At 34.3% G+C, this 19,177-nt stretch carries 18 protein-coding genes, 1 riboswitch and 1 other annotated feature; of the genes, 11 read left to right on the forward strand and 7 right to left on the reverse strand.

Annotated features, from left to right (window positions below):
• The first annotated feature begins 2 nt into the window (after positions 1 to 2).
• The 6 genes from ACX5JI_RS10810 (at position 3) to ACX5JI_RS10835 (ending at position 6,150) form a co-directional block, all read left to right on the forward strand.
• Complete coding sequence (locus tag ACX5JI_RS10810; protein WP_459501026.1) at positions 3 to 1,625, forward strand: nitrite/sulfite reductase; 1,623 nt, start codon at positions 3 to 5, stop codon at positions 1,623 to 1,625.
• An 11-nt stretch (positions 1,626 to 1,636) separates the two neighbouring features.
• Positions 1,637 to 1,849, forward strand: a complete 213-nt coding sequence (locus ACX5JI_RS10815; RefSeq protein WP_459501027.1) for a DUF3906 family protein — start codon at positions 1,637 to 1,639, stop codon at positions 1,847 to 1,849.
• Positions 1,850 to 2,089: 240 nt separating this feature from the next.
• A complete protein-coding gene (gene cobA / locus ACX5JI_RS10820) occupies positions 2,090 to 2,866 on the forward strand; it encodes a uroporphyrinogen-III C-methyltransferase (RefSeq protein ID WP_459501028.1) in 777 nt (258 codons plus the stop codon).
• A 1-nt stretch (position 2,867) separates the two neighbouring features.
• Positions 2,868 to 3,620 carry a sirohydrochlorin chelatase gene (locus tag ACX5JI_RS10825; RefSeq protein ID WP_459501029.1) on the forward strand — a complete coding sequence of 251 codons (753 nt, stop codon included), beginning with the start codon at positions 2,868 to 2,870 and terminating at the stop codon, positions 3,618 to 3,620.
• The gene (locus ACX5JI_RS10830) at positions 3,595 to 4,212 is read left to right on the forward strand and encodes an NAD(P)-binding protein (RefSeq protein ID WP_459501030.1); all 618 of its coding nucleotides are present in this window, start codon (positions 3,595 to 3,597) and stop codon (positions 4,210 to 4,212) included. The genes ACX5JI_RS10825 and ACX5JI_RS10830 overlap by 26 nt, the downstream gene beginning before the upstream one ends.
• A 217-nt stretch (positions 4,213 to 4,429) precedes the next feature.
• Positions 4,430 to 4,678: a binding site (T-box leader), on the forward strand.
• A gap of 113 nt (positions 4,679 to 4,791) precedes the next feature.
• Positions 4,792 to 6,150, forward strand: coding sequence for a sodium-dependent transporter (locus ACX5JI_RS10835; RefSeq protein ID WP_459501031.1), 1,359 nt, complete (start codon positions 4,792 to 4,794; stop codon positions 6,148 to 6,150).
• Positions 6,151 to 6,419: 269 nt separating this feature from the next.
• Here ACX5JI_RS10835 and ACX5JI_RS10840 read toward each other — a convergent pair whose 3' ends face one another.
• Positions 6,420 to 7,661: a murein hydrolase activator EnvC family protein gene (locus ACX5JI_RS10840; protein ID WP_459501032.1), complete on the reverse strand. Its 1,242-nt coding sequence runs from the start codon at positions 7,659 to 7,661 to the stop codon at positions 6,420 to 6,422.
• Between the two features lie 418 nt (positions 7,662 to 8,079).
• Here ACX5JI_RS10840 and gltP point away from each other — a divergent pair, with 418 nt between their 5' ends.
• The 3 genes from gltP to ACX5JI_RS10855 all read left to right on the forward strand — a co-directional run bounded on the left by gltP (position 8,080) and on the right by ACX5JI_RS10855 (position 11,599).
• Positions 8,080 to 9,351 (forward strand): glutamate/aspartate:proton symporter GltP, encoded by a 1,272-nt coding sequence (gene gltP / locus ACX5JI_RS10845; RefSeq protein WP_459501033.1) that lies wholly within the window; start codon positions 8,080 to 8,082, stop codon positions 9,349 to 9,351.
• Between the two features lie 67 nt (positions 9,352 to 9,418).
• Entirely contained in the window at positions 9,419 to 9,937 is a 519-nt protein-coding gene (locus ACX5JI_RS10850; RefSeq protein ID WP_459501034.1) for a ribonuclease FAU-1 family protein, read from the forward strand.
• Positions 9,938 to 10,083: 146 nt separating this feature from the next.
• A riboswitch (SAM riboswitch) is annotated at positions 10,084 to 10,189 on the forward strand.
• A 93-nt stretch (positions 10,190 to 10,282) separates the two neighbouring features.
• Complete coding sequence (locus tag ACX5JI_RS10855) at positions 10,283 to 11,599, forward strand: Na+/H+ antiporter NhaC family protein (RefSeq protein WP_459501035.1); 1,317 nt, start codon at positions 10,283 to 10,285, stop codon at positions 11,597 to 11,599.
• A 300-nt stretch (positions 11,600 to 11,899) separates the two neighbouring features.
• Here ACX5JI_RS10855 and ACX5JI_RS10860 read toward each other — a convergent pair whose 3' ends face one another.
• The 6 genes from ACX5JI_RS10860 to ACX5JI_RS10885 all read right to left on the reverse strand — a co-directional run bounded on the left by ACX5JI_RS10860 (position 11,900) and on the right by ACX5JI_RS10885 (position 15,850).
• Positions 11,900 to 12,577, reverse strand: a complete 678-nt coding sequence (locus tag ACX5JI_RS10860) for an ABC transporter permease (RefSeq protein ID WP_459501036.1) — start codon at positions 12,575 to 12,577, stop codon at positions 11,900 to 11,902.
• A gap of 12 nt (positions 12,578 to 12,589) precedes the next feature.
• Positions 12,590 to 13,438 (reverse strand): DUF4097 family beta strand repeat-containing protein, encoded by an 849-nt coding sequence (locus tag ACX5JI_RS10865; protein ID WP_459501037.1) that lies wholly within the window; start codon positions 13,436 to 13,438, stop codon positions 12,590 to 12,592.
• Positions 13,439 to 13,467: 29 nt separating this feature from the next.
• Entirely contained in the window at positions 13,468 to 14,142 is a 675-nt protein-coding gene (locus ACX5JI_RS10870; protein ID WP_459501038.1) for an ABC transporter permease, read from the reverse strand.
• Positions 14,139 to 15,059, reverse strand: a complete 921-nt coding sequence (locus tag ACX5JI_RS10875; protein ID WP_459501039.1) for an ABC transporter ATP-binding protein — start codon at positions 15,057 to 15,059, stop codon at positions 14,139 to 14,141. The genes ACX5JI_RS10870 and ACX5JI_RS10875 overlap by 4 nt, the downstream gene beginning before the upstream one ends.
• 226 nt (positions 15,060 to 15,285) lie before the next feature.
• The gene (locus ACX5JI_RS10880) at positions 15,286 to 15,459 is read right to left on the reverse strand and encodes a hypothetical protein (RefSeq protein ID WP_459501040.1); all 174 of its coding nucleotides are present in this window, start codon (positions 15,457 to 15,459) and stop codon (positions 15,286 to 15,288) included.
• A gap of 217 nt (positions 15,460 to 15,676) precedes the next feature.
• Positions 15,677 to 15,850 carry a hypothetical protein gene (locus tag ACX5JI_RS10885; RefSeq protein WP_459501040.1) on the reverse strand — a complete coding sequence of 58 codons (174 nt, stop codon included), beginning with the start codon at positions 15,848 to 15,850 and terminating at the stop codon, positions 15,677 to 15,679.
• Between the two features lie 850 nt (positions 15,851 to 16,700).
• On the opposite strand from ACX5JI_RS10885, the gene ACX5JI_RS10890 reads away from it, so the two are divergent.
• Positions 16,701 to 18,023 (forward strand): cytochrome P450, encoded by a 1,323-nt coding sequence (locus tag ACX5JI_RS10890; protein ID WP_459501041.1) that lies wholly within the window; start codon positions 16,701 to 16,703, stop codon positions 18,021 to 18,023.
• Between the two features lie 194 nt (positions 18,024 to 18,217).
• The coding region (locus tag ACX5JI_RS10895) for a condensation domain-containing protein (RefSeq protein WP_459501042.1) at positions 18,218 to 19,177 on the forward strand (960 nt) is incomplete at its 3' end.

The following is a 19,177-nucleotide window of genomic DNA, read 5'->3' on the forward strand; positions in this document are numbered from 1 at the left end:
AAATGAGTTGTGAAAAAGTGTGGGCAAACAATGAAAAGTTAAATGCTACAGAAAAAAAGAAATTAGAAAAAGATGGATTAGAGATTTTTAAAGATATTCCGTATTATGCTGAAAATGGGTTTGCTTCTATTCCGAAAGAAGAGTGGGATTCCTTTAAATGGGCAGGTTTATATTTACAGCGTCCAAAAGAAGCAGGGTATTTCATGATGCGTGTAAATATTCCTTCTGGTATTTTAACGAATGAACAAGTTGAAGTATTAGCTTCTATTGCAGAAGATTATGGTCGTGATGTTCTTGATATTACTACAAGACAGGCGATTCAATTTCATTGGCTTGAAATTGGTCAAATACCAGACATTTTTAACCGCTTAGAAAAAGTGGGATTATCAACAGCTGGAGCCTGTGGTGATATTACAAGAAACATTATTGGGAACCCTCTCGCTGGTATTGATGGTGATGAATTATTTGATACAGCACCAATTGTAAAAGAGGTATATGAGTTCTTCCAACATAATGAAGAATTTTCGAATTTGCCTCGAAAGTTTAAAATGTCAATTAGTACTAATGTATATAATGCAGCAAATGCTGAAATTAACTGCGCTGCCTTTACTCCGGCTACAAAAGAAATTGATGGGAAAACAGTGGAAGGCTTTCATTTACGAGTGGGCGGGGGATTATCTGCTCGTCCGTATTTAGCTCAGGAGTTAGATTTATTCGTTCTTCCTGAACAAGTGAAGTCGGTAGCAATTGCAATTGCTACAGTTTTCCGTGACTTCGGATATCGTGAAAAGCGGCATTTAGCACGTTTGAAATTTTTAGTCGCTGATTGGGGTCCCGAAAAATTCAAAGAAAAACTATTAGCATATACAGAGCCTTTACACGATAAAGGAAAAGATGCTTTAAAAGGATGGAATGCAGGTTATTTTTACGGTGTTCATAAGCAAAAACAAGGTGATTTATCATATGTGGGCTTTAATGTACCTGTTGGACGTTTACATTCTGAGGAGTTATTTGAAATTGCTAGAATTGCGAAGCAGTATGGAAATGGTGAAATTCGTACATGTAACTCGCAAAACTTTATTATTCCGAATGTTCCGAAAGGTAACGTTGAGGCACTTTTACAAGAACCATTGTTTGAATCGATTTCAGCAAAACCAAAATCATTCATAGGATATGCAGTTTCTTGTACGGGAATTGAGTATTGTAATTTGGCATTGGTAGAAACGAAAGCAAGGTTACGAAACATTGCTGACTATTTAGATACGCAACTTGTACTTGATGTGCCAGTCCGTATTCATATGACGGGATGCCCGAACTCATGTGGCCAAAGACAGATTGCTGATATCGGATTACAAGGAGTGAAATTGAAAACAAAAGAAAAAGGGATTGTTGAAGCGTTTGAAATTTATGTAGGCGGTACGTTATTAGATGGTGGTGTTTATAATCAAAAATTAAAAGGAAAGATTGATGGAGAAGATCTTCCGAATGTTCTTGTATCATTTTTAACATACTTTAAAGAACAGAAACTACCAGCTGAAACTTTTTATGAGTTTGCAGAACGCGTTGGAGTAGAAGATCTACAATCAGTGTTAAATACAATTTTAGAAGAAGTGATTGCATCTTAGGAGGGAGCAATATGGATTTGTATCGTTTTGAAGCAGTGTTGGCAAATGGTGTTGTTCCTGTAGTGGTTGTTGCCGAAAGTGAAGAACAGGCATTTAGACTTGTAGAAGTAGAATTAGAGAAGTATTTTTTACCACTACCAGAAGTGAAGGAAATCTCTCTGCATGAAAAAAAGAAGATTCGAAAAGGTGCAGCATTTGTTATTCATGAGCAAGAAACATTGTAATACGAAAGATAGATAAATATAGGATTAAAAATAGATAGAAAATCCTTCTTTTAGGCGAAGGGAGGAGCTATAAATAGAATAGCCTTATGTTAAGTGGAAATAGAGGAAGGAAATGAGTGGACGTCCTCTTTTGTTTTCATCACCGCGGATTACATGCTAACAAATCAAAATGAATATATGGTAACTTCCATTCGTAATCGGGATGGAAGTTTCACTTTATAGTAGAAATGAGGAGAGATGATGGGGAAAGTATATATCGTTGGAGCAGGACCGGGGGATCCGGATTTAATTTCTGTAAAAGGGGTCAAGTGCATTGAGCGAGCAGATGTCATTTTATATGATCGGCTTGTTAATAAAGAATTACTTTCTTATGCTTCAGCAGATGCAGATCTCATATATTGCGGGAAGTTACCGAACTATCACACAATGAAACAAGAGACGATTCATGCTTTTCTTGTTAAATATGCGAAAAAGGGGAAAATTGTAACACGTTTAAAAGGTGGGGATCCGTTTGTGTTTGGAAGAGGTGGGGAGGAAGCGGAAGTGTTAGCGAAGCATGGTATTCCATTTGAAATTGTACCTGGTATTACAGCAGGTATTGCTGCTTCAGCGTATGCAGGTATTCCTGTTACACATCGGGATGTAAGCGCAAGTTTTGCTGTTGTGACAGGGCATCGAAAAGATGAAGCTGAAGAAGAAGTAAGATGGGAAAACTTAGCGAAAGGTGTCGACACGCTTGCTGTATATATGGGGGTAAGTAATCTTCCTTATATATGTGAACAACTTTTGAAACATGGAAAAGAGGAAGACACGCCCGTTGCTATTGTGGAGTGGGGAACTACATCATCTCAGCGAACGATTACAGGTACGTTAGGAACAATTGTAACGCGTGCTGAAAATGAGAGGATTCAAAACCCGAGTATGATTGTGATTGGTGAAGTTGTTCGTTTTCGTGAAAAAATTCATTGGTTTGAAAAGCAAGCTGAAATTACGTATCCAGTAAGCGGAGTGTTATAAAATGAAAGCTGTATTATATATATGCCATGGGAGTAGGCTCCAAGAGGCAAAAGAGGAAGCGATAGCATTTATTTCTTCTTGTATGAATCGTGTATCAGCTCCTATTCAAGAGGTATGCTTTTTAGAGTTGGCGAGACCTTTTATTTCAGAAGGTTTTGCTGCTTGTGTAAGAAGAGGAGCGACAGAAATTGTTGTTGTTCCTGTTTTTCTATTAGCAGCAGGGCATGTGAAAGAAGATATTCCAAATGAATTAAAAAAAATAAAACATAAATATCCTCACATTGCACTTACTTACGGAAATCCATTTGGGGTTTCAGAATCCCTTGTATCAGCTGCTTATGAGGGGAGTGGTATGAAAGCTTTTGAAAGTGAAGTAACTGTATTGCTTGTTGCAAGGGGAAGTAGTGATCCTAGAACGCTGCAAGATATCAGGCGCATCGCTTCTTTATTTGAACAAAAAGAGAAAGTTAGAAAGGTAGAAGTCTGTTATTTAGCTGCGGCGGAGCCTAGATTCGAAGGGAAGCTAGACGAAGTTATCAAAAAAGTGCCTGGGAATATTGTTGTTCTTCCTTATCTATTATTTACAGGTTTATTAATGAAGCACATTGAAAGTGAAGTGCACAGATACCGTTCTTCAAATATATATGTAAGTCCTTATTTAGGGAAAAATCGTGTATTTCAAGAAAGGCTAATCCAAAAAACAGAAGAAATATTAAGGGGAGATGAGTGTGTATCCACTTACATTGCGAATTGAAAAGAAACGCGTTGTTGTCATTGGTGGTGGCAGAGTAGCTGCGTTTAAAATAGTTCCTTTACTACAAGAAGGGGCAGATATAGTCGTGGTCAGCCGTGAATTAGATAAAAGTCTAGTAGGGCTTGTAGAGGCTAAGAAGATCCGTTGGTTTCAGAAACAATATGAAAAAAGCGACATTGAAGGAGCGTTTCTAGTGGTAGCTGCTACAAGTGATCCAAAATTAAATGAATCTATTGTAAAGGATGCACCATCTAATCAGCTCGTTAATGTAATTACTAATCCAGAAAGTGGAAATGTTCATTTTCCAGCGACTATACATCGAGGAAAGCTCAACGTTGCGGTTTCTACTGGAGGTGCTAGCCCAAAACTTGCGAAAAAAATTCGAGATGATATCGCTGTGAAATACGATGAGGCGTATGAAGAGTACCTTGATTTTTTATATGAGGTAAGAATGAAGGTAAAGAAATTGTATTTAGAAAAAAGAAGACAAAATATTTTGCTAGAAGAAGTGTTGAAGCATAGGTATATTCAAAATCAGCAAAAAAGAGAAAAGTTTTTACAAGAATTAGATGAGAGCGTAAATATAGAATAGCATGTATATGTTGTAGTAAAAAATAAATCATTTTTATTAGGAAGAATAAAGTGTCTGTTCCTAGATAGAAGTGATTAGATCTAGATTTTACCTATTCCAAAGCGGAAAAATGAGGGGAGGTAACTTTGTGTCCTTCTTGGCAGTAGTGTATATAGCATAATAAATTCTTCTTTACAAATATAGTAATCTCCTCTATAATCACAAGTAACTTCAACATATGAAATCGATGAGCAAGAAGAGTACGTATATTTGATGCGTTCAGAGAGCTGGGATAAGGTGCGAGCCCAGTACGATAAAATATACAGAATGGGCTTGCGAGAGGTATGCTGAACATTTTAGTAGGCAGCCCGGGTTCCGCCGTTACAAGGATAGGGTATCGGAATTTTTCCTGTACCTGAACAAGTGGGATTGTTTTAATCCAATCGAGGTGGTACCACGGTATTTTATTACATATATCGTCCTCTACATGCATAGTAAGCGTGTAGGGGACTTTTTTATTTTCTAAAAGGAGGTGTGCGAGTATGAAATGAAAGTGTATAATTGGGAAAAGTGTAAATATTCAGAAAAGGAGAAATTACAATGAAAGAAACACAGCAATGGACATCGAAAATAGGTTTTGTGCTCGCAGCAGCTGGAGCCGCAGTAGGGCTTGGGGCGATATGGAAGTTTCCATACGTTGCAGGTAATGGAGGGGGCGGAGCATTTTTCTTAGTCTTCTTATTATTAACTTTATTTATTGGTATGCCTCTTCTTTTAGCGGAGTTTGTCATTGGTCGTAGTACACAAAAAGAAGCGGTTACTGCATATAAATTGTTAGTACCGAACAGTAAATTATATCCATGGATTGGTCGTATGGGGGTTGTTACTTGCTTTAGTGTACTAGCCTTTTACAGTGTTGTAGGTGGTTGGATTTTATTATATTTATATTATAGTTTGACAGGAAGCTTTTGGAATGGGGCGGTTGAGTATGGGAAATTGTTTGAACAAACAATTTCGAATCCTGCTAGTGCAGTAGGTGCGCAGTTCCTCTTTATGCTTTGTACTATTTTTGTTGTAAGTAAAGGTGTAGAAAAAGGGATCGAAAAGGCAAGTAAGTATATGATGCCGCTATTATTTATTTTGTTTATTGCGATTATTATTCGTTCTCTTACACTTGATGGTGCATGGGCTGGGGTAGAGTTTTTCTTAAAGCCCGATTTTTCAAGGTTAACAGCGGATACAATTTTATATGCAATGGGACAATCTTTCTTTTCGCTAACAGTAGGGGCTTCGGTAATGGTAACCTATAGCTCATACTTAAAGAAAGAAGAGCATTTAGCGAAATCAGCAACATCAATTGTGAGCTTAACAATTTTTATTACAGTGCTTGCAGGACTCGCGATTTTCCCAGCGATTTTCGCTTTAGGAGTTAAACCAACAGAAGGGCCTGGTTTATTGTTCATTGTTCTTCCAGCTGTATTTGCAAAAATACCATTCGGACAATTTTTCTTTATTATGTTTTTAATTTTATTTTTCTTTGCAACATTAACTTCGGCAATCTCGATGCTTGAAATTGTTGTGGCATCCGTCGCGAAAGATAATGAGAAAAAACGCCCTTCAGCATCGTTTATTATTGGATTACTCATTTTTGTAGTTGGAATTCCATGTGCACTTTCATTTGGAGTTATGAGTGATGTGAAAGTTTTCGGGAAAACATTTTTTGACTTAGTGGATTTTGTGGTAAGTAATGTATTGCTGCCGTTAGGTGTACTAGCAATTTCATTGTTTGTACCGAATAAAATGAATAAAGATTTATTAATGAAGGAACTAGAAGTTACAGAAGTGAAAGGAAAAACATTATTTAATGTGTGGTTTTTCTTGCTACGTTATATTATTCCAATAACGGTAGTAATTGTATTTTTAAATGTAATTGGTGTTTTTAAAATGTTTACAAAATAAAAAAAGACTCGGCGTGCACCGAGTCTTTTTTAGGCCGTAGAGAAGGGGAAATACTACGAAATTAAAAAAAGAAACATGATAATCTGGCGAGGTTGGTTCGTATAGAATGGTGAATGAAGTTTTATCGACGATTTTTCAAATATATCGATCATTTCTTACAATATATCAGCAATTCGACAAAGGATATCGACTAAACAGCAAAAAACGACAAAAGAACAGGAGGTCTCCTAACACTCTGAAAAAAAGGCTCGGTATGCACCGAGCCTTTTTTAACCTCCGATATAACCAGCAGGGTCAACTGCGTTTGTTTTACCTACATTCCATTCACCAATATGGATCTCAAAATGTAAATGTTGACCAGTAGATTGCCCGGTGTTCCCCATAACCCCTAACTGTTGTCCTTGCTTTACAGTTTGTCCGACCGATACAGAGCGGCTGCTCATATGAGCGTATACTGTTGTATATGTTTTTCCGTTCATTCGATGTGATAAATAGACAACATTTCCGTAACTAGATGACATATCAGAGCGAATGACAACACCATCAGCAGCTGCCATAATTGGTACTGTACCAGAATTTGCGATATCTAAACCAGCGTGGTGACCGCGGGAAGGGTCGTTAAACCCTGAACTAAATCTTCCTTCGGCTGGTTTTATAAAGCCAGTTTTGTTTGAATCGGACGGTGGCGCTCCTGCTTTAGTGGCAGCTTCTTGTTGTTGTAATTCTGCAGCTTTCCGAGCTTCTTCTGCACGTTTTTCTTCTTCAATTGCTTTTTGAACAGCTTGGCGCTGATTTTCTAAAATGCTTTTGGATTCTTCTAAACCTTCAATCTCGGAATCTACTTTTGATACTTTACTATGCAAATCGCTAATAAGTTGTTGTTGCTCCTGTTGATTTTTTTGAAGTTCTTGTTGCTTTTGCTCCGCTTTTTGCTCGGATTCTTTTAGTTGTTGTTCTTTCTTTTCAATGGTCTCTTTTTCCGTTTTTACAGTTTCTTGATCAGTTGTTTGTTTTTTTACGATATCTGTATCGTTGTTTAAAATTAAGCTCACAGAATACATATTATCAACAAGATCTGCGAAGTTGTTTGAAGTCATTAATACTTCAGTTATGATATTTGTTCGCGGTTTTTCTTGCATAGATTGCAGTCGTTGTTTAATGACATCTTGACGAGTATCAATGTTTGTTTGTAATTGCTCGATCAGCTTCTTTTTTTCGGCAATTGTTTGCTGGGTTTTACTAATTTCTTTTTTTATATCATTTAAATCAGCTTCGTTTTTATTAATAGAAGTTGTTAAATCATCAACTTTTTTCTGAAGCTCTTGAATTTCTTTTTCTATTTGTTCTTTTTCAGCTGATTTATTATGCAACTCTTGTTGGTTGCCTTCGAGTTCAGATTGAATATTAGATAATTTATCTTGACTTGTTTCTGCATATACAGGTGATAGAAATTGAGAAACAAGAATCGTGCTTACTGCTAAAACGCTAAAAGTTGTCAGTTTCTTTTTCATTGCTGTCTAGCTCCTTTCTCTATGATGTATATATCATAAGCGCAAGAATGCTGTCTATTGTTGTAATCATAATGTAACGAAATTATTATAAATATGCTATGAATTGTCGGAAATGAGGTAAATTTTGTATATTATATTACTTAATAGAGATAGTGATAAAGGAGAAAAAGTATGGATATATCCGCTATGGAATTGATCTCATGTTAGGTTTTCTGACATGGGTTTTGTTCTTGTCAAGAAAATTATTTGTATTCGTGCAAATTTATTTTGTTGTCAGATTTCCTTTTTTGATTTATCATTTTTAACAGGGACAAAATGTAGTGAATTGTCGAATAATATGTATTGCTCTTGATTTATTGGTCTATTGGCTTAATAGAAACATAGAGTTATAGCATCAAAGAAGGGGGTTGCAGTAAGTATGAAAAGAATTGGACTTGCATGGCAAATTTTAATAGGGCTTGCACTTGGTATTGCAGTTGGGGCGATCTTTTATGGCAATAAAGAGGTAGTAGGATATTTACAACCAATTGGTGATATTTTCATTCGATTAATTAAAATGATTGTTGTACCAATCGTTGTAGCCAGTATCGTAGTTGGTGTTGCTGGCGTTGGTGATATAAAAAAACTAGGCCGATTAGGCGGAAAAACAATACTTTATTTTGAAATTATTACAACAATTGCAATTGTTGTCGGTTTATTGATAGCGAACATTTTCCAACCTGGAAACGGCGTTGATATGGATAAATTGACAAAGACAGATATTTCTAAATATACAGCTACAACAGAGCAAGTACAAAGTCACTCGTTTGCGGATACGTTTGTAAATATCGTTCCGACGAACATTATGAAATCATTGGCTGATGGCGATATGCTTGCCATTATTTTCTTCTCTGTATTATTCGGTTTAGGAGTTGCAGCAATTGGAGAAAGAGGAAGACCGGTTCTTCAATTTTTCCAAGGCGTAGCTGATGCAATGTTTTTTGTAACGAACCAAGTTATGAAATTTGCTCCATTTGGTGTATTTGCACTAATTGGTGTTACAGTTTCGACATTTGGTCTATCTTCATTAATTCCATTAGGAAAATTACTAATTGTCGTATATGGAGCAATGATCTTCTTCGTTGTAGTTGTATTAGGACTTACGGCGAAATTATTTGGAATTAATATTTTCCAATTTTTCAAAATTTTAAAAGACGAGCTTATTTTAGCATATTCTACTGCGAGCTCAGAAACGGTTTTACCGAAAATTATGGAGAAGATGGAGAAATTCGGTTGTCCGAAAGCAATTACATCTTTCGTTATTCCAACTGGTTATTCGTTTAACTTAGATGGATCGACGCTATATCAAGCAATTGCGGCACTTTTCTTAGCGCAAATGTACGGTATTGATTTATCCATTACACAACAAATTACATTGTTACTTGTGCTAATGGTTACATCTAAAGGTATTGCGGGTGTACCAGGTGTATCTTTCGTTGTATTATTAGCAACACTTGGTACAGTAGGCATTCCAGCAGAAGGTTTAGCATTTATCGCAGGTATTGACCGTATTTTAGATATGGCACGTACAGCAGTTAACGTAGTAGGTAACTCTTTAGCAGCTGTTGTTATGTCTAAGTGGGAAGGTCAATATGATGAAGCAAAAGGACAAGCCTATTTAAAAGAGATTTCAGAGAAACAAGCAGCTTAATGGTTGTTACGAAAGCCCTCACGTAAGACGTGGGGGCTTTTCATATAGAACTGGGGTGTTAAGAAAAATGAAACGAAAGTATGGGGATGGTTCGTCGTGGAATCGCTTAATAGAGAAATCGTATTCAGTGAAACACGTACAAAATGGTATGCTAGGTACATTGCAGATGAAAAAGGTGAAAGAGCCTAGTTATAAGCGATATAATCATCAAAAACTTTGTATTGCAAATGACAATTATACGTGGTTGCAATATTTTATAAACGATAAGAACTTTGCAATTACAGCTATGTTAAATGAAAAAAAAGAATTGGTTCAGTATTATATTGATGTGGCAAAAGAATATAAAATAGATGAACGCGGTATGCCGTATTTTGATGATTTATATTTAGATGTAGTATTATTACCTAATGGTAATATATATTTGCTAGATGAGGATGAATTAGAAGGAGCGTATAGAGCCGGAGATATTTCTAAAGAAGAGTATGATGTAGCTTGGAGTACAGCTAAGTGGCTTATCGCAACAATTGAAAAAGGAAAATTTTCTTGGATTACAATTTTAAAAACAGAAATTCAAAAAATAAAGTGATATTTGTGTGAAATGCTTGGATTATTCGCCCTTTTGTACAAATTCCAAAAAATACTAACTTTTTTTATGCAAATAATAATTGACTTTTGATTTGTAAGCGAGTAAAGTTAGGAAAGAAATTATTATTAAAAATAAAATATGAAACCTTCTTATAAAGAGAGGCGGAGGGACTGGCCCTACGATGCCTCGGCAGCGGACTCGATTTTAGAGTGCTGTGCCAAATCCAGCAAGCGTGTGCTTGACAGATGAGAAGAGTGTTTCTTATAGATGTATAAGACCTCTTCTCTTGGGAAGAGGTCTTTTATTGTAGAAAGAAAAGGTTTAGAAATAGGGAGAGATGTTATTTTGAAACAAACGAAGGGGAATGGCTTAGCTTTATTACCGCTTGGAATATTTTTAGCGCTATTTATTGGCTCTGGGATTATTACAGGTGATTTTTATAAGTTGCCAATACTTGTAGCGATTTTAATTGCTGTAGGGACTGCATTAGTAATGAATCGTAAAGAAAGCTTTACAGCTAAAGTAGAACGATTTGCTAAGGGTGCTGGCAATCCAGATATTATGATTATGGTGTTAATTTTTGTACTTGCAGGTGCATTTTCTGAAACGGCCAAAGGAATGGGCGGGGTTGATGCTACAGTAAATTTAGCGCTGTCTATTTTACCGCAAGGATTTATCGTTGCCGGAATTTTTGTTATAGGTGCTTTTATTTCGTTAGCAATGGGGACCTCAATGGGAACAATTGCTGCATTAGCACCAATTGCTGTAGGGATTAGTGGACAAACAGATATTTCGATTGCATTGACAATGGCGACAGTTGTCGGAGGAGCGATGTTTGGTGACAATTTATCATTTATTTCTGATACGACAATTGCAGCTGTTCGTTCGCAAGGGACAGAAATGAAGGATAAGTTTAAAACAAACTTTTTAATTGTATTGCCAGCTGCAATCATTACAATTTTATTATTGGTTTTCATTACATTAGGAAATCATACAGAAATAAAAGCTCAGACGTTTGATTGGGTGAAAATCTTACCATATGCTGGTGTGCTTGTTACGGCGTTACTTGGATGGAATGTACTTATTGTATTAACAGGCGGAACAGTGCTAGCTGGAGTTATTGGACTTATAGATGGAAGTTATACATTGGAAAGTTTCTTTAAAAGTGTAACAACAGGAATCGGTGGAATGATGGAGCTCGTGCTACTAGCCATTTTAATTGGTGGAATGGTTGAAATTATTCAATATAATGGTGGTATTCAATATTTAATGGATATGTTGACACGTAATATTCGTTCGAAAAAAGGTGCGGAATTTGGAATTGCTGGCTTAGTCAGTTTGACAAATATGTGTACAGCAAATAACACCATTTCTATCATTTGCACGGGTTCACTTGCAAAAAGTATTGCTGATCAATACGAAATTGATCCAAGAAAATCAGCAAGTGTATTGGATCTATTTTCATGTTGTATTCAAGGGATAATCCCGTATGGGGCGCAAATGTTAACAGCGGCGGGATTTGCGGCACTGTCTCCAATTGAATTGTTACCATATGCATTTTATCCAATTTTGGTTGGGATTTGTGGCATAATTTCTATTGCTATAGGCTTTCCACGTTTTTCAACAGCAGTAAAAAAAGAGGAATATAATAAAACAGCTTAATAAAGGAAATGTCTACTGAGGATTCATTTCAACTGTATATCGCATTCTTTTCTCAATATATTAGCAGAGAAAAGAATGTGATATTTTTTTACAGTTTTTGATGATTAACATGTAGTTTTTTGGCATGTTTTTTATTTTTTGTGTCTCTTGTGCGATCGAACAGTAATCTCCCATCGAAGGTGTGCTTTATAACAGTTGGGAGTTACCTTCTATATTCAGAGAACTCAAAAAAGTTAATCTGGTGTTAATATAGTAACTGTTTTAGTATAGTCCGTTGTTTGTTAGAGCACTATAGCTTTATTAAATATCACTTCTTTTAAAGTGGATAAGCGATCCGATTAGAATGATAAAACAGAAAATGGTCCAACCGATAGCTGAAATATAAAAGCTAGTTTGAGGTATGATCATCATACTAGGTAAGCTTTGTAGCCCACTCATAATGACTAGACACATGATTATTGAAAGGATTAAAGTTTTAGTAAACAGAGCAACAGAGAAAAATAGAATGGAATAAAATATTAAAGTGAAAAATTTTAGTTTAATAAGTATCAAAAGTTGATAAAAATCAGCAGTTGATATCACTTCAAATCCTGAAGAAATGGTAGCCATTACAATACAAGATATAAGATTAATAATCAATAGCAAAATTGAAAATAAAATTGCTACTAATAATTTTGTAGCCATGACTTGAAGACGAGATAACGGACGAATGAATAGTAATTTAGCAGTACCTGATGAGAATTCATTGCTTACAATTTGTGAAACAGTGATTATAATAATAAGGTAAAAAATTTGATTTTCTGTTTGAAATAAATAACAAACAGTTTCCCAGAAGCCTAGAGTACTTTGGTCATCACTCACTGCACTTAAGAGGAGAACAAATAAAACAGAAAGAAAAGCAATTCCAATCAAAGCCCAACTAGATGGTTTACTATAGATTTTCATATTTTCATTTTGAATATGATGAATAACGCTCATGTGTAGCCACTCCTATTGTTTTATTGAAATTTTACCTGTATCGCTACTTATAGTAGCTTTCGGAGTATTTTCCGTTTTTTGCCCAATACTCCCTGAAATTTTATTTATACCCGATTGTTTCCAATGGTTTTCTGTATTTGAATTTGTGATATCTAGATTAGTCTCGATATATCCATTTGAATGTAGATCAAGGGAAAGAGAGCTTGGTAATTTATTTGCACCGATTTGAACGTTTCCCTTGTTTGTATAAATTTCGCTATTTGCTAGAAGATGTGACCATTCATTAATTTGTATATTTCCGGAATTTGATTTGATATTAACATCTCCACTCAACTTGTTAATACGAACATGCCCACCAGTATTAACGGTAAATTTTTCTCCGGTAAATCTTTGTACATCAAGATTGCCAAGACTACTAGTAAATTCTAATTTTTTAGTGTGTAAATTACTATTAACATGTAAACTCGACATTTTCGTACTTATCGCTATTTTTTTAAAGTCTTTTTCCGGTAGATAAACATGTAAAGCAATCGTTTTTGTGAGGCTCAAAGCAGAAGCTCCCCCATTTTTTTCTACTGTATGAATTTCGATTGACTGGCCTTTTGAAGAAATAGTCGCATCATAATCAGCAAGTCTCGAAGCTTTACCTGCTATATTTGCATGGATTTTTCCATCTTGGCTAGGGTGAATTTTAATTCCTACTAGATCACTATTGATGTCTATATTGTCGATTCCGCTTGCTGAAATTGATTTTTGTTGTGTTTTGAAATCCTTTGTAAAGAGACTATTTACAGCCAATACTCCGCCAATTAATACAATGAAAACGAGTATTATACTAATCCAATTTGCATTTTTTTTCATTTTTTAAACTCCTTCTACTAATTCCTAACTTATATATCTTGTTTTTTGAATTGTGTCCATCCAATAATTGTGAAAATCATATAGAATGTCGTCCAGATTCCTAGAGATAAAGGGATACTAAACCCTGGAATAATAGGGATGTAATTACTAGTAAATAGAGAAATCATTAAACTAATCAGGAGGCTAAGCCCGATATTACGAGTCAAAATAGCTAGCGCAAAAGCTACAGATGTGTAGAATGGAAAAATTAATAGTTTGAGCATAATAGGCCCAGAAAGTGAAAGAGCTACATCTAGTTGAGTAATTCCCTTAAAACCAAATAGTATAGCTGCATTTATACATCCTAGTATAATGCTTCCCAAAAACCCTAATAGTGAAAATAATAGTGTGGCAAGATATTTTGATAGTAAGATATTTGCCCGAGAATTAGATGAAATTAATAAAAGTTTAATTGTTCCTCCTGAAAATTCGCTGTTAATGATTTGAGAAGCGATTATAACAGTAAGAACAAAGAAGGCCTGATTAGCACTTTGAACCACATAAGCAGTAAATTCCCAAAAAGATGTAGCAACTACTTTTCCTTGTAATGTTTGTATATATACAAATGAAAAAGTTAAAATGTATGCGATAAGGAAAGATATATAAGTGGTACGTTGTTGATAAAGTTTCATGTTCTCATTTTTAATTAAGTTTAGTAGACTCATATTTTGTTACCTTCTGTAATTTCTAAAAATTTATCTTCTAATGTTTGTGTCTCATATTGGATTCCGTAAACTTGACATCCTAAATTTAGTAGTTCTTTCATTAATGTCGATATATTTTCTTTATCAGTAGTAATGGGAATTCCTTTATCTGTAATTTGAATAGATTGGTCAGGAAAAACTTCTTTAAAGTAAGAAATAGCAACATTAGCAGGCTCCACTTGGAAATAAGCAACCATATCTGATGACGCTTTTAAGTCGGCTATATTTTGTACCTTAAGTAGTTTCCCGTTTTGGATAATTCCTATTCGATCACACATGAGTTCAATTTCTTGGAGTAAATGCGAGGAAACAAATACAGCCATGTTTTCCTTGTGAGCTAGTTTTCGAATATAGTTACGGAATTCACGAATTCCTGCTGGATCAAGTCCATTTGTCGGTTCGTCTAGAATAAGTAATGATGGAGAGTGAAGCAGTGCTTGTGCTAGTCCTAATCGTTGGCGCATACCTAAAGAATAGGTTCCAACTTTTTCATGAAGTCTGTTTTCTAGACCGACTAACTTTGATACTTCCATAATTCGATTATGATCTACTCCTTTATGCATACGAGCAAAATGTAATAAATTTTTATAGCCAGTTAGATACTTATAAAGATCAGGGTTTTCAATAATAGCACCAACATGAGCAATTGCCTTGGAAAATTGACTTTTTAAATTGTGACCTTGAATGAAAACTTCTCCTTTTGTGCTCAAAGATAATCCAACAATCATTCGGATCGTGGATGTTTTCCCAGCTCCATTTGGGCCTAAAAAACCAAAAACTTCCCCTGGATAGATATCTAGCGATAGATTGTCAACAATCACCTTCTTTTCAATAGTTTTTGTTAAATTTTTCAGTTGTAATACAGGTTGCTTTTCCATACTATCACCTCGGATAATTAATATTTATGTATATTTCATACAGATAGAGTAAAAGTTTACTGAAACATATACTTCATAATATTTATTGATATTGACTCATGAATGCAAAATGTAAATCATAATTTTTAGTGTTTGAAACAGTTTATGTTTAATTGTATTAAACATAAACTGAAAAAAAAAATAAGGATTGAAATTTTTTCCCACCGTGGATATGTTTGATTGAAACTTAGTTATTTCTAGTAACTAACATAAGCGTAGCACAGACAATGGAAAGTAAGAGACCACCATACATCGCGTATTGAGCATTTTCTTGGCCTACAACGTAATAGAGAAATGCATTCAAGCCTACTGAAAGGATACCAATTAGGGCTCCCCATTTCATTACTTTAGTTAGTGTCATAATATATTACCTCCAATTATAGATAAAATTTCTTCGCAATTTCGTGCACGTATACTTAGATGACTTTAAATGTATATTTATTGATAGTGCCTCATGAATACTAAGTATAAATCATAGTTTTTAGTGTCTGAAATGGTTTATGTTTAATTGTATTAAACATAAACTTTAAAAAAATAAGGATTGAAAATTTTTTCATCGTGGATTGGTTTGATTAAACCTAGTTATTTCTAGTAACTAACATAAGCGTAGCACAGACAATGGAAAGTAAGAGACCACCATACATCGCGTATTGAGCATTTTCTTGGCCTACAACGTAATAGAGAAATGCATTCAAGCCTACTGAAAGGATACCAATTAGGGCTCCCCATTTCATTACTTTAGTTAGTGTCATAATATATTACCTCCAATTATAGATAAAATTTCTTCGCAATTTCGTGCACGTATACTTAGATGACTTTAAATGTATATTTATTGATAGTGCCTCATGAATACTAAGTATAAATCATAGTTTTTAGTGTCTGAAATGGTTTATGTTTAATTGTATTAAACATAAACTTTAAAAAAATAAGGATTGAAAATTTTTTCACCGTGGATTGGTTTGATTAAACCTAGTTATTTTTAGTCACTAATGTACGTATACCTCTGACAATGTCCAGCTCTAATAGCAGCATATATCCCGTATATAAGATTTTTGGGTCTAGAGTAGCAGAGGAATTTCCATTTATGACTATTGTAAGAATACTAAATAGGAATACTTATTTCATTACTTGATTTGGTGTCATCGCATTACCTCCAATTATAGATGAAATTTCTTCGTAATCTCCTATACTTAGATGATTAATTACAGTAGTCACAAAATAATTTGCCAATTCTAGTTGTTAGAAAGTAAATAAATTTAACAATTGAAACCAAGGTGTAGTAAAGAAGTTTCGATACGTTATTCTGTTCTATACTGTAATTGCTCTTTGTTTAGAAACGACGTATTATGGATATGGATTTATATGAACCATACAAGTTAATGTTACACTATACACTCATAATTTGGCAATAGTTTACAAGCGTTCCCTGAAATAATTTACATTAATTTCACTTTTCTGTTTTTTTTTGATAAAAAAGCTTTCCTTTAATTTACACAAATGTTATCATTTATCCATTCGAATAGTTTTATCTGTAATTATCCGAATTTTTAGATGTTTGTAACGTTTTATAAAATTATTAATGTGTATTAAGGGAGGATAATAATGGAGTCTACTACAAACTTAAAAATTGTTAATCTTGAAAGCTCTCCTAAGGATTTTGCGGGGAATTTAGTTGATTTGTTTGAAAAAATTATGAAACAGCACAGTGATGATGTTGATATGCTTCAAATAACAATGAAGGAATTTGGAAATATTTATTATGTATTAAATGCGGAACTAGTGGGTAAGATTTTAGCCAAAAGTTCGTCGAAAATTATAAAAGTTCCTCATGGGCATAAAGTGTTAGAGCGCTTTATTGGGGATTCAGTTTTTGTTAGTAATGGAAAAGATCATAAAAATCAACGTCGATGGATCAATCCAGCATTTAACAAAAAAAGGTTTGATGTGATGACAGATGGGATTGTCAATTGTACGCAAGAGTTTATTTCCAATTGGAAAAATGGAGACGAAATAAATATTTTCAATCAAATGATGGATTTAGCCATCCGGATTATCACTAAAAATATGTTTGGTGAACAAATTAACTCAGAACAATTTGAGTTAATAAATCAAACATTAAACAGATTGCTGCAAATATTTGTGATACCAAGACCATTAACACAAGAAGAAGAACAAGAAGTGGAAGGGCTAATTGCGTCTTTTGATGAAGTAGTTTACACAGGGATTCAACTACGCAAAAAGAATTCAGAACAATTTCATGATCTTTTATCTATGTTGGTTCAGGCGCAAAGTAAAAGTGAGTATGCGGAAGGAACAGAGCAAGAAATGCGTAATAATGTAGCAACAATGTTTTTGGCAGGTTATGAGGCGACAGCTACAGCATTAACTTGGACTTGGTATTTGTTAGCACAGCATCCGGAAGTAGAAAATAAGTTTTGGGATGAATTAGATACCGTACTATCTGAAAACTTACCAGACTTCTTAGATGTCCAAAAATTAAAATATACTAATCAGATATTCTTGGAATCAATGCGATTATACCCACCTTCTCATCAAATTGGTCGCGCTGTAATTGAAGATATAGAATTAGAAGATTATACGATTTCTAAAGGTAGTGTTCTTACATTTAACCAATATATCATGCATAGAAGCCAAAAATATTTTACAAATCCTAATGAATTTAACCCAGAACGATTTACGAATGAATTTATTAGAAATTTAGATAAGAATGCTTATTTTCCGTTTGGTTTAGGTTCAAGGATTTGTATTGGAAAAGATTTCTCTCTTGTATTATTAGTGCTTGTTGCAGCTGTGATCGGGAAACAGTATCGTTTCGAGTTGCTAAACAAAGAACCTGTGAGACCAGTTGCTTTAACAACACTAGTTCCAGAAACTGAAATAAAAATGAAAGTGTTTAAAAGATAAGAAGCATAAAAATAGAAGGATAGATTGTATGAAAAGAACAGTATGACAACTGTAACTATAAGTTACTAGTTTTGAATATGTGAAATACCTGTTTAATATTTTTAATATTCAGAAAAACAGAATTATGTGCCAGAAACTATTTTTTGGCACTTCTACAACGGTTCAAACCGTCAATATTTAGGGAGAAAGGTTGTATGAAGTTGGAAAAACTCAGAGAGGTCGAACTAGAACAATTCAAATTATACATAAAAGAATATTTACAAGACTATGAAAATGTTGCTAAGATCCCTAGACAAATATGTGGAGCGGAAGGTAGTAAGGATGACTTTCAAGAAGAAAATTTTCATTTACATAAAGATTTAGTAAGTTCACTAGCTTTGTTAGCTAAAAAAGAGAAGGTTGAATTACAAAGTGTTTTCCAAGTAATTTGGGGTATTTTATTACAGAAATACCATAATAGAGACGATATTGTTTTCAGTTCTAGTTTAAGGAAGGAAATTTCGGGAAAAACAACTGTGCCAATTATTCCGATAAGGGTGAAACATCATAAATATGAACCTTTTACTGAAGTATTAGCTAGAACATATAAGCATAATGTAGAACTTGAGGAGCATTTTTTTGAAGCAGGTATTCAAGTAATACAAGAACAATGTAGTAATTTTATGGATTATTTAGTTGCATTTGGAGACGATATTACAATTGATTATAACGTTCACTTTATTTGTTCAATCATATTAAGTGAGAGTTACACTATCAAAATGACGTATAATCAGAGATTCTTTACAAGAGCGTTTGTTGAAAATTTATTTGCTAATTTTGTACAAATTATAAAACAACTTCGTGAAAATCATGAAGTCTTTATAGAAGATATTCAAATTGTTTCAGAAGAAGAAAAAAAGATTCTTTTAGAAGAATTCAATCAAACAGAAACAGAGTATACGCGTGAAAAAACAATTCATGAACAGTTTGAGGAACAAGTAGAGAAACATCCAGATCGATTAGCTGTTGTGTTTGAAGAAGCGACGGTAACTTATAGAGAGTTGAATGAACGGGCAAATCAAGTTGCTCGTGTGTTACGAGAGAAAGGTGTGGAGCGAGAAGCGTTTGTTGGGATTATGGTAGACCGCTCTATTGAAGCAATTGTCGGTGTGCTA

This window comes from Bacillus sp. C1, from assembly GCF_054570475.1.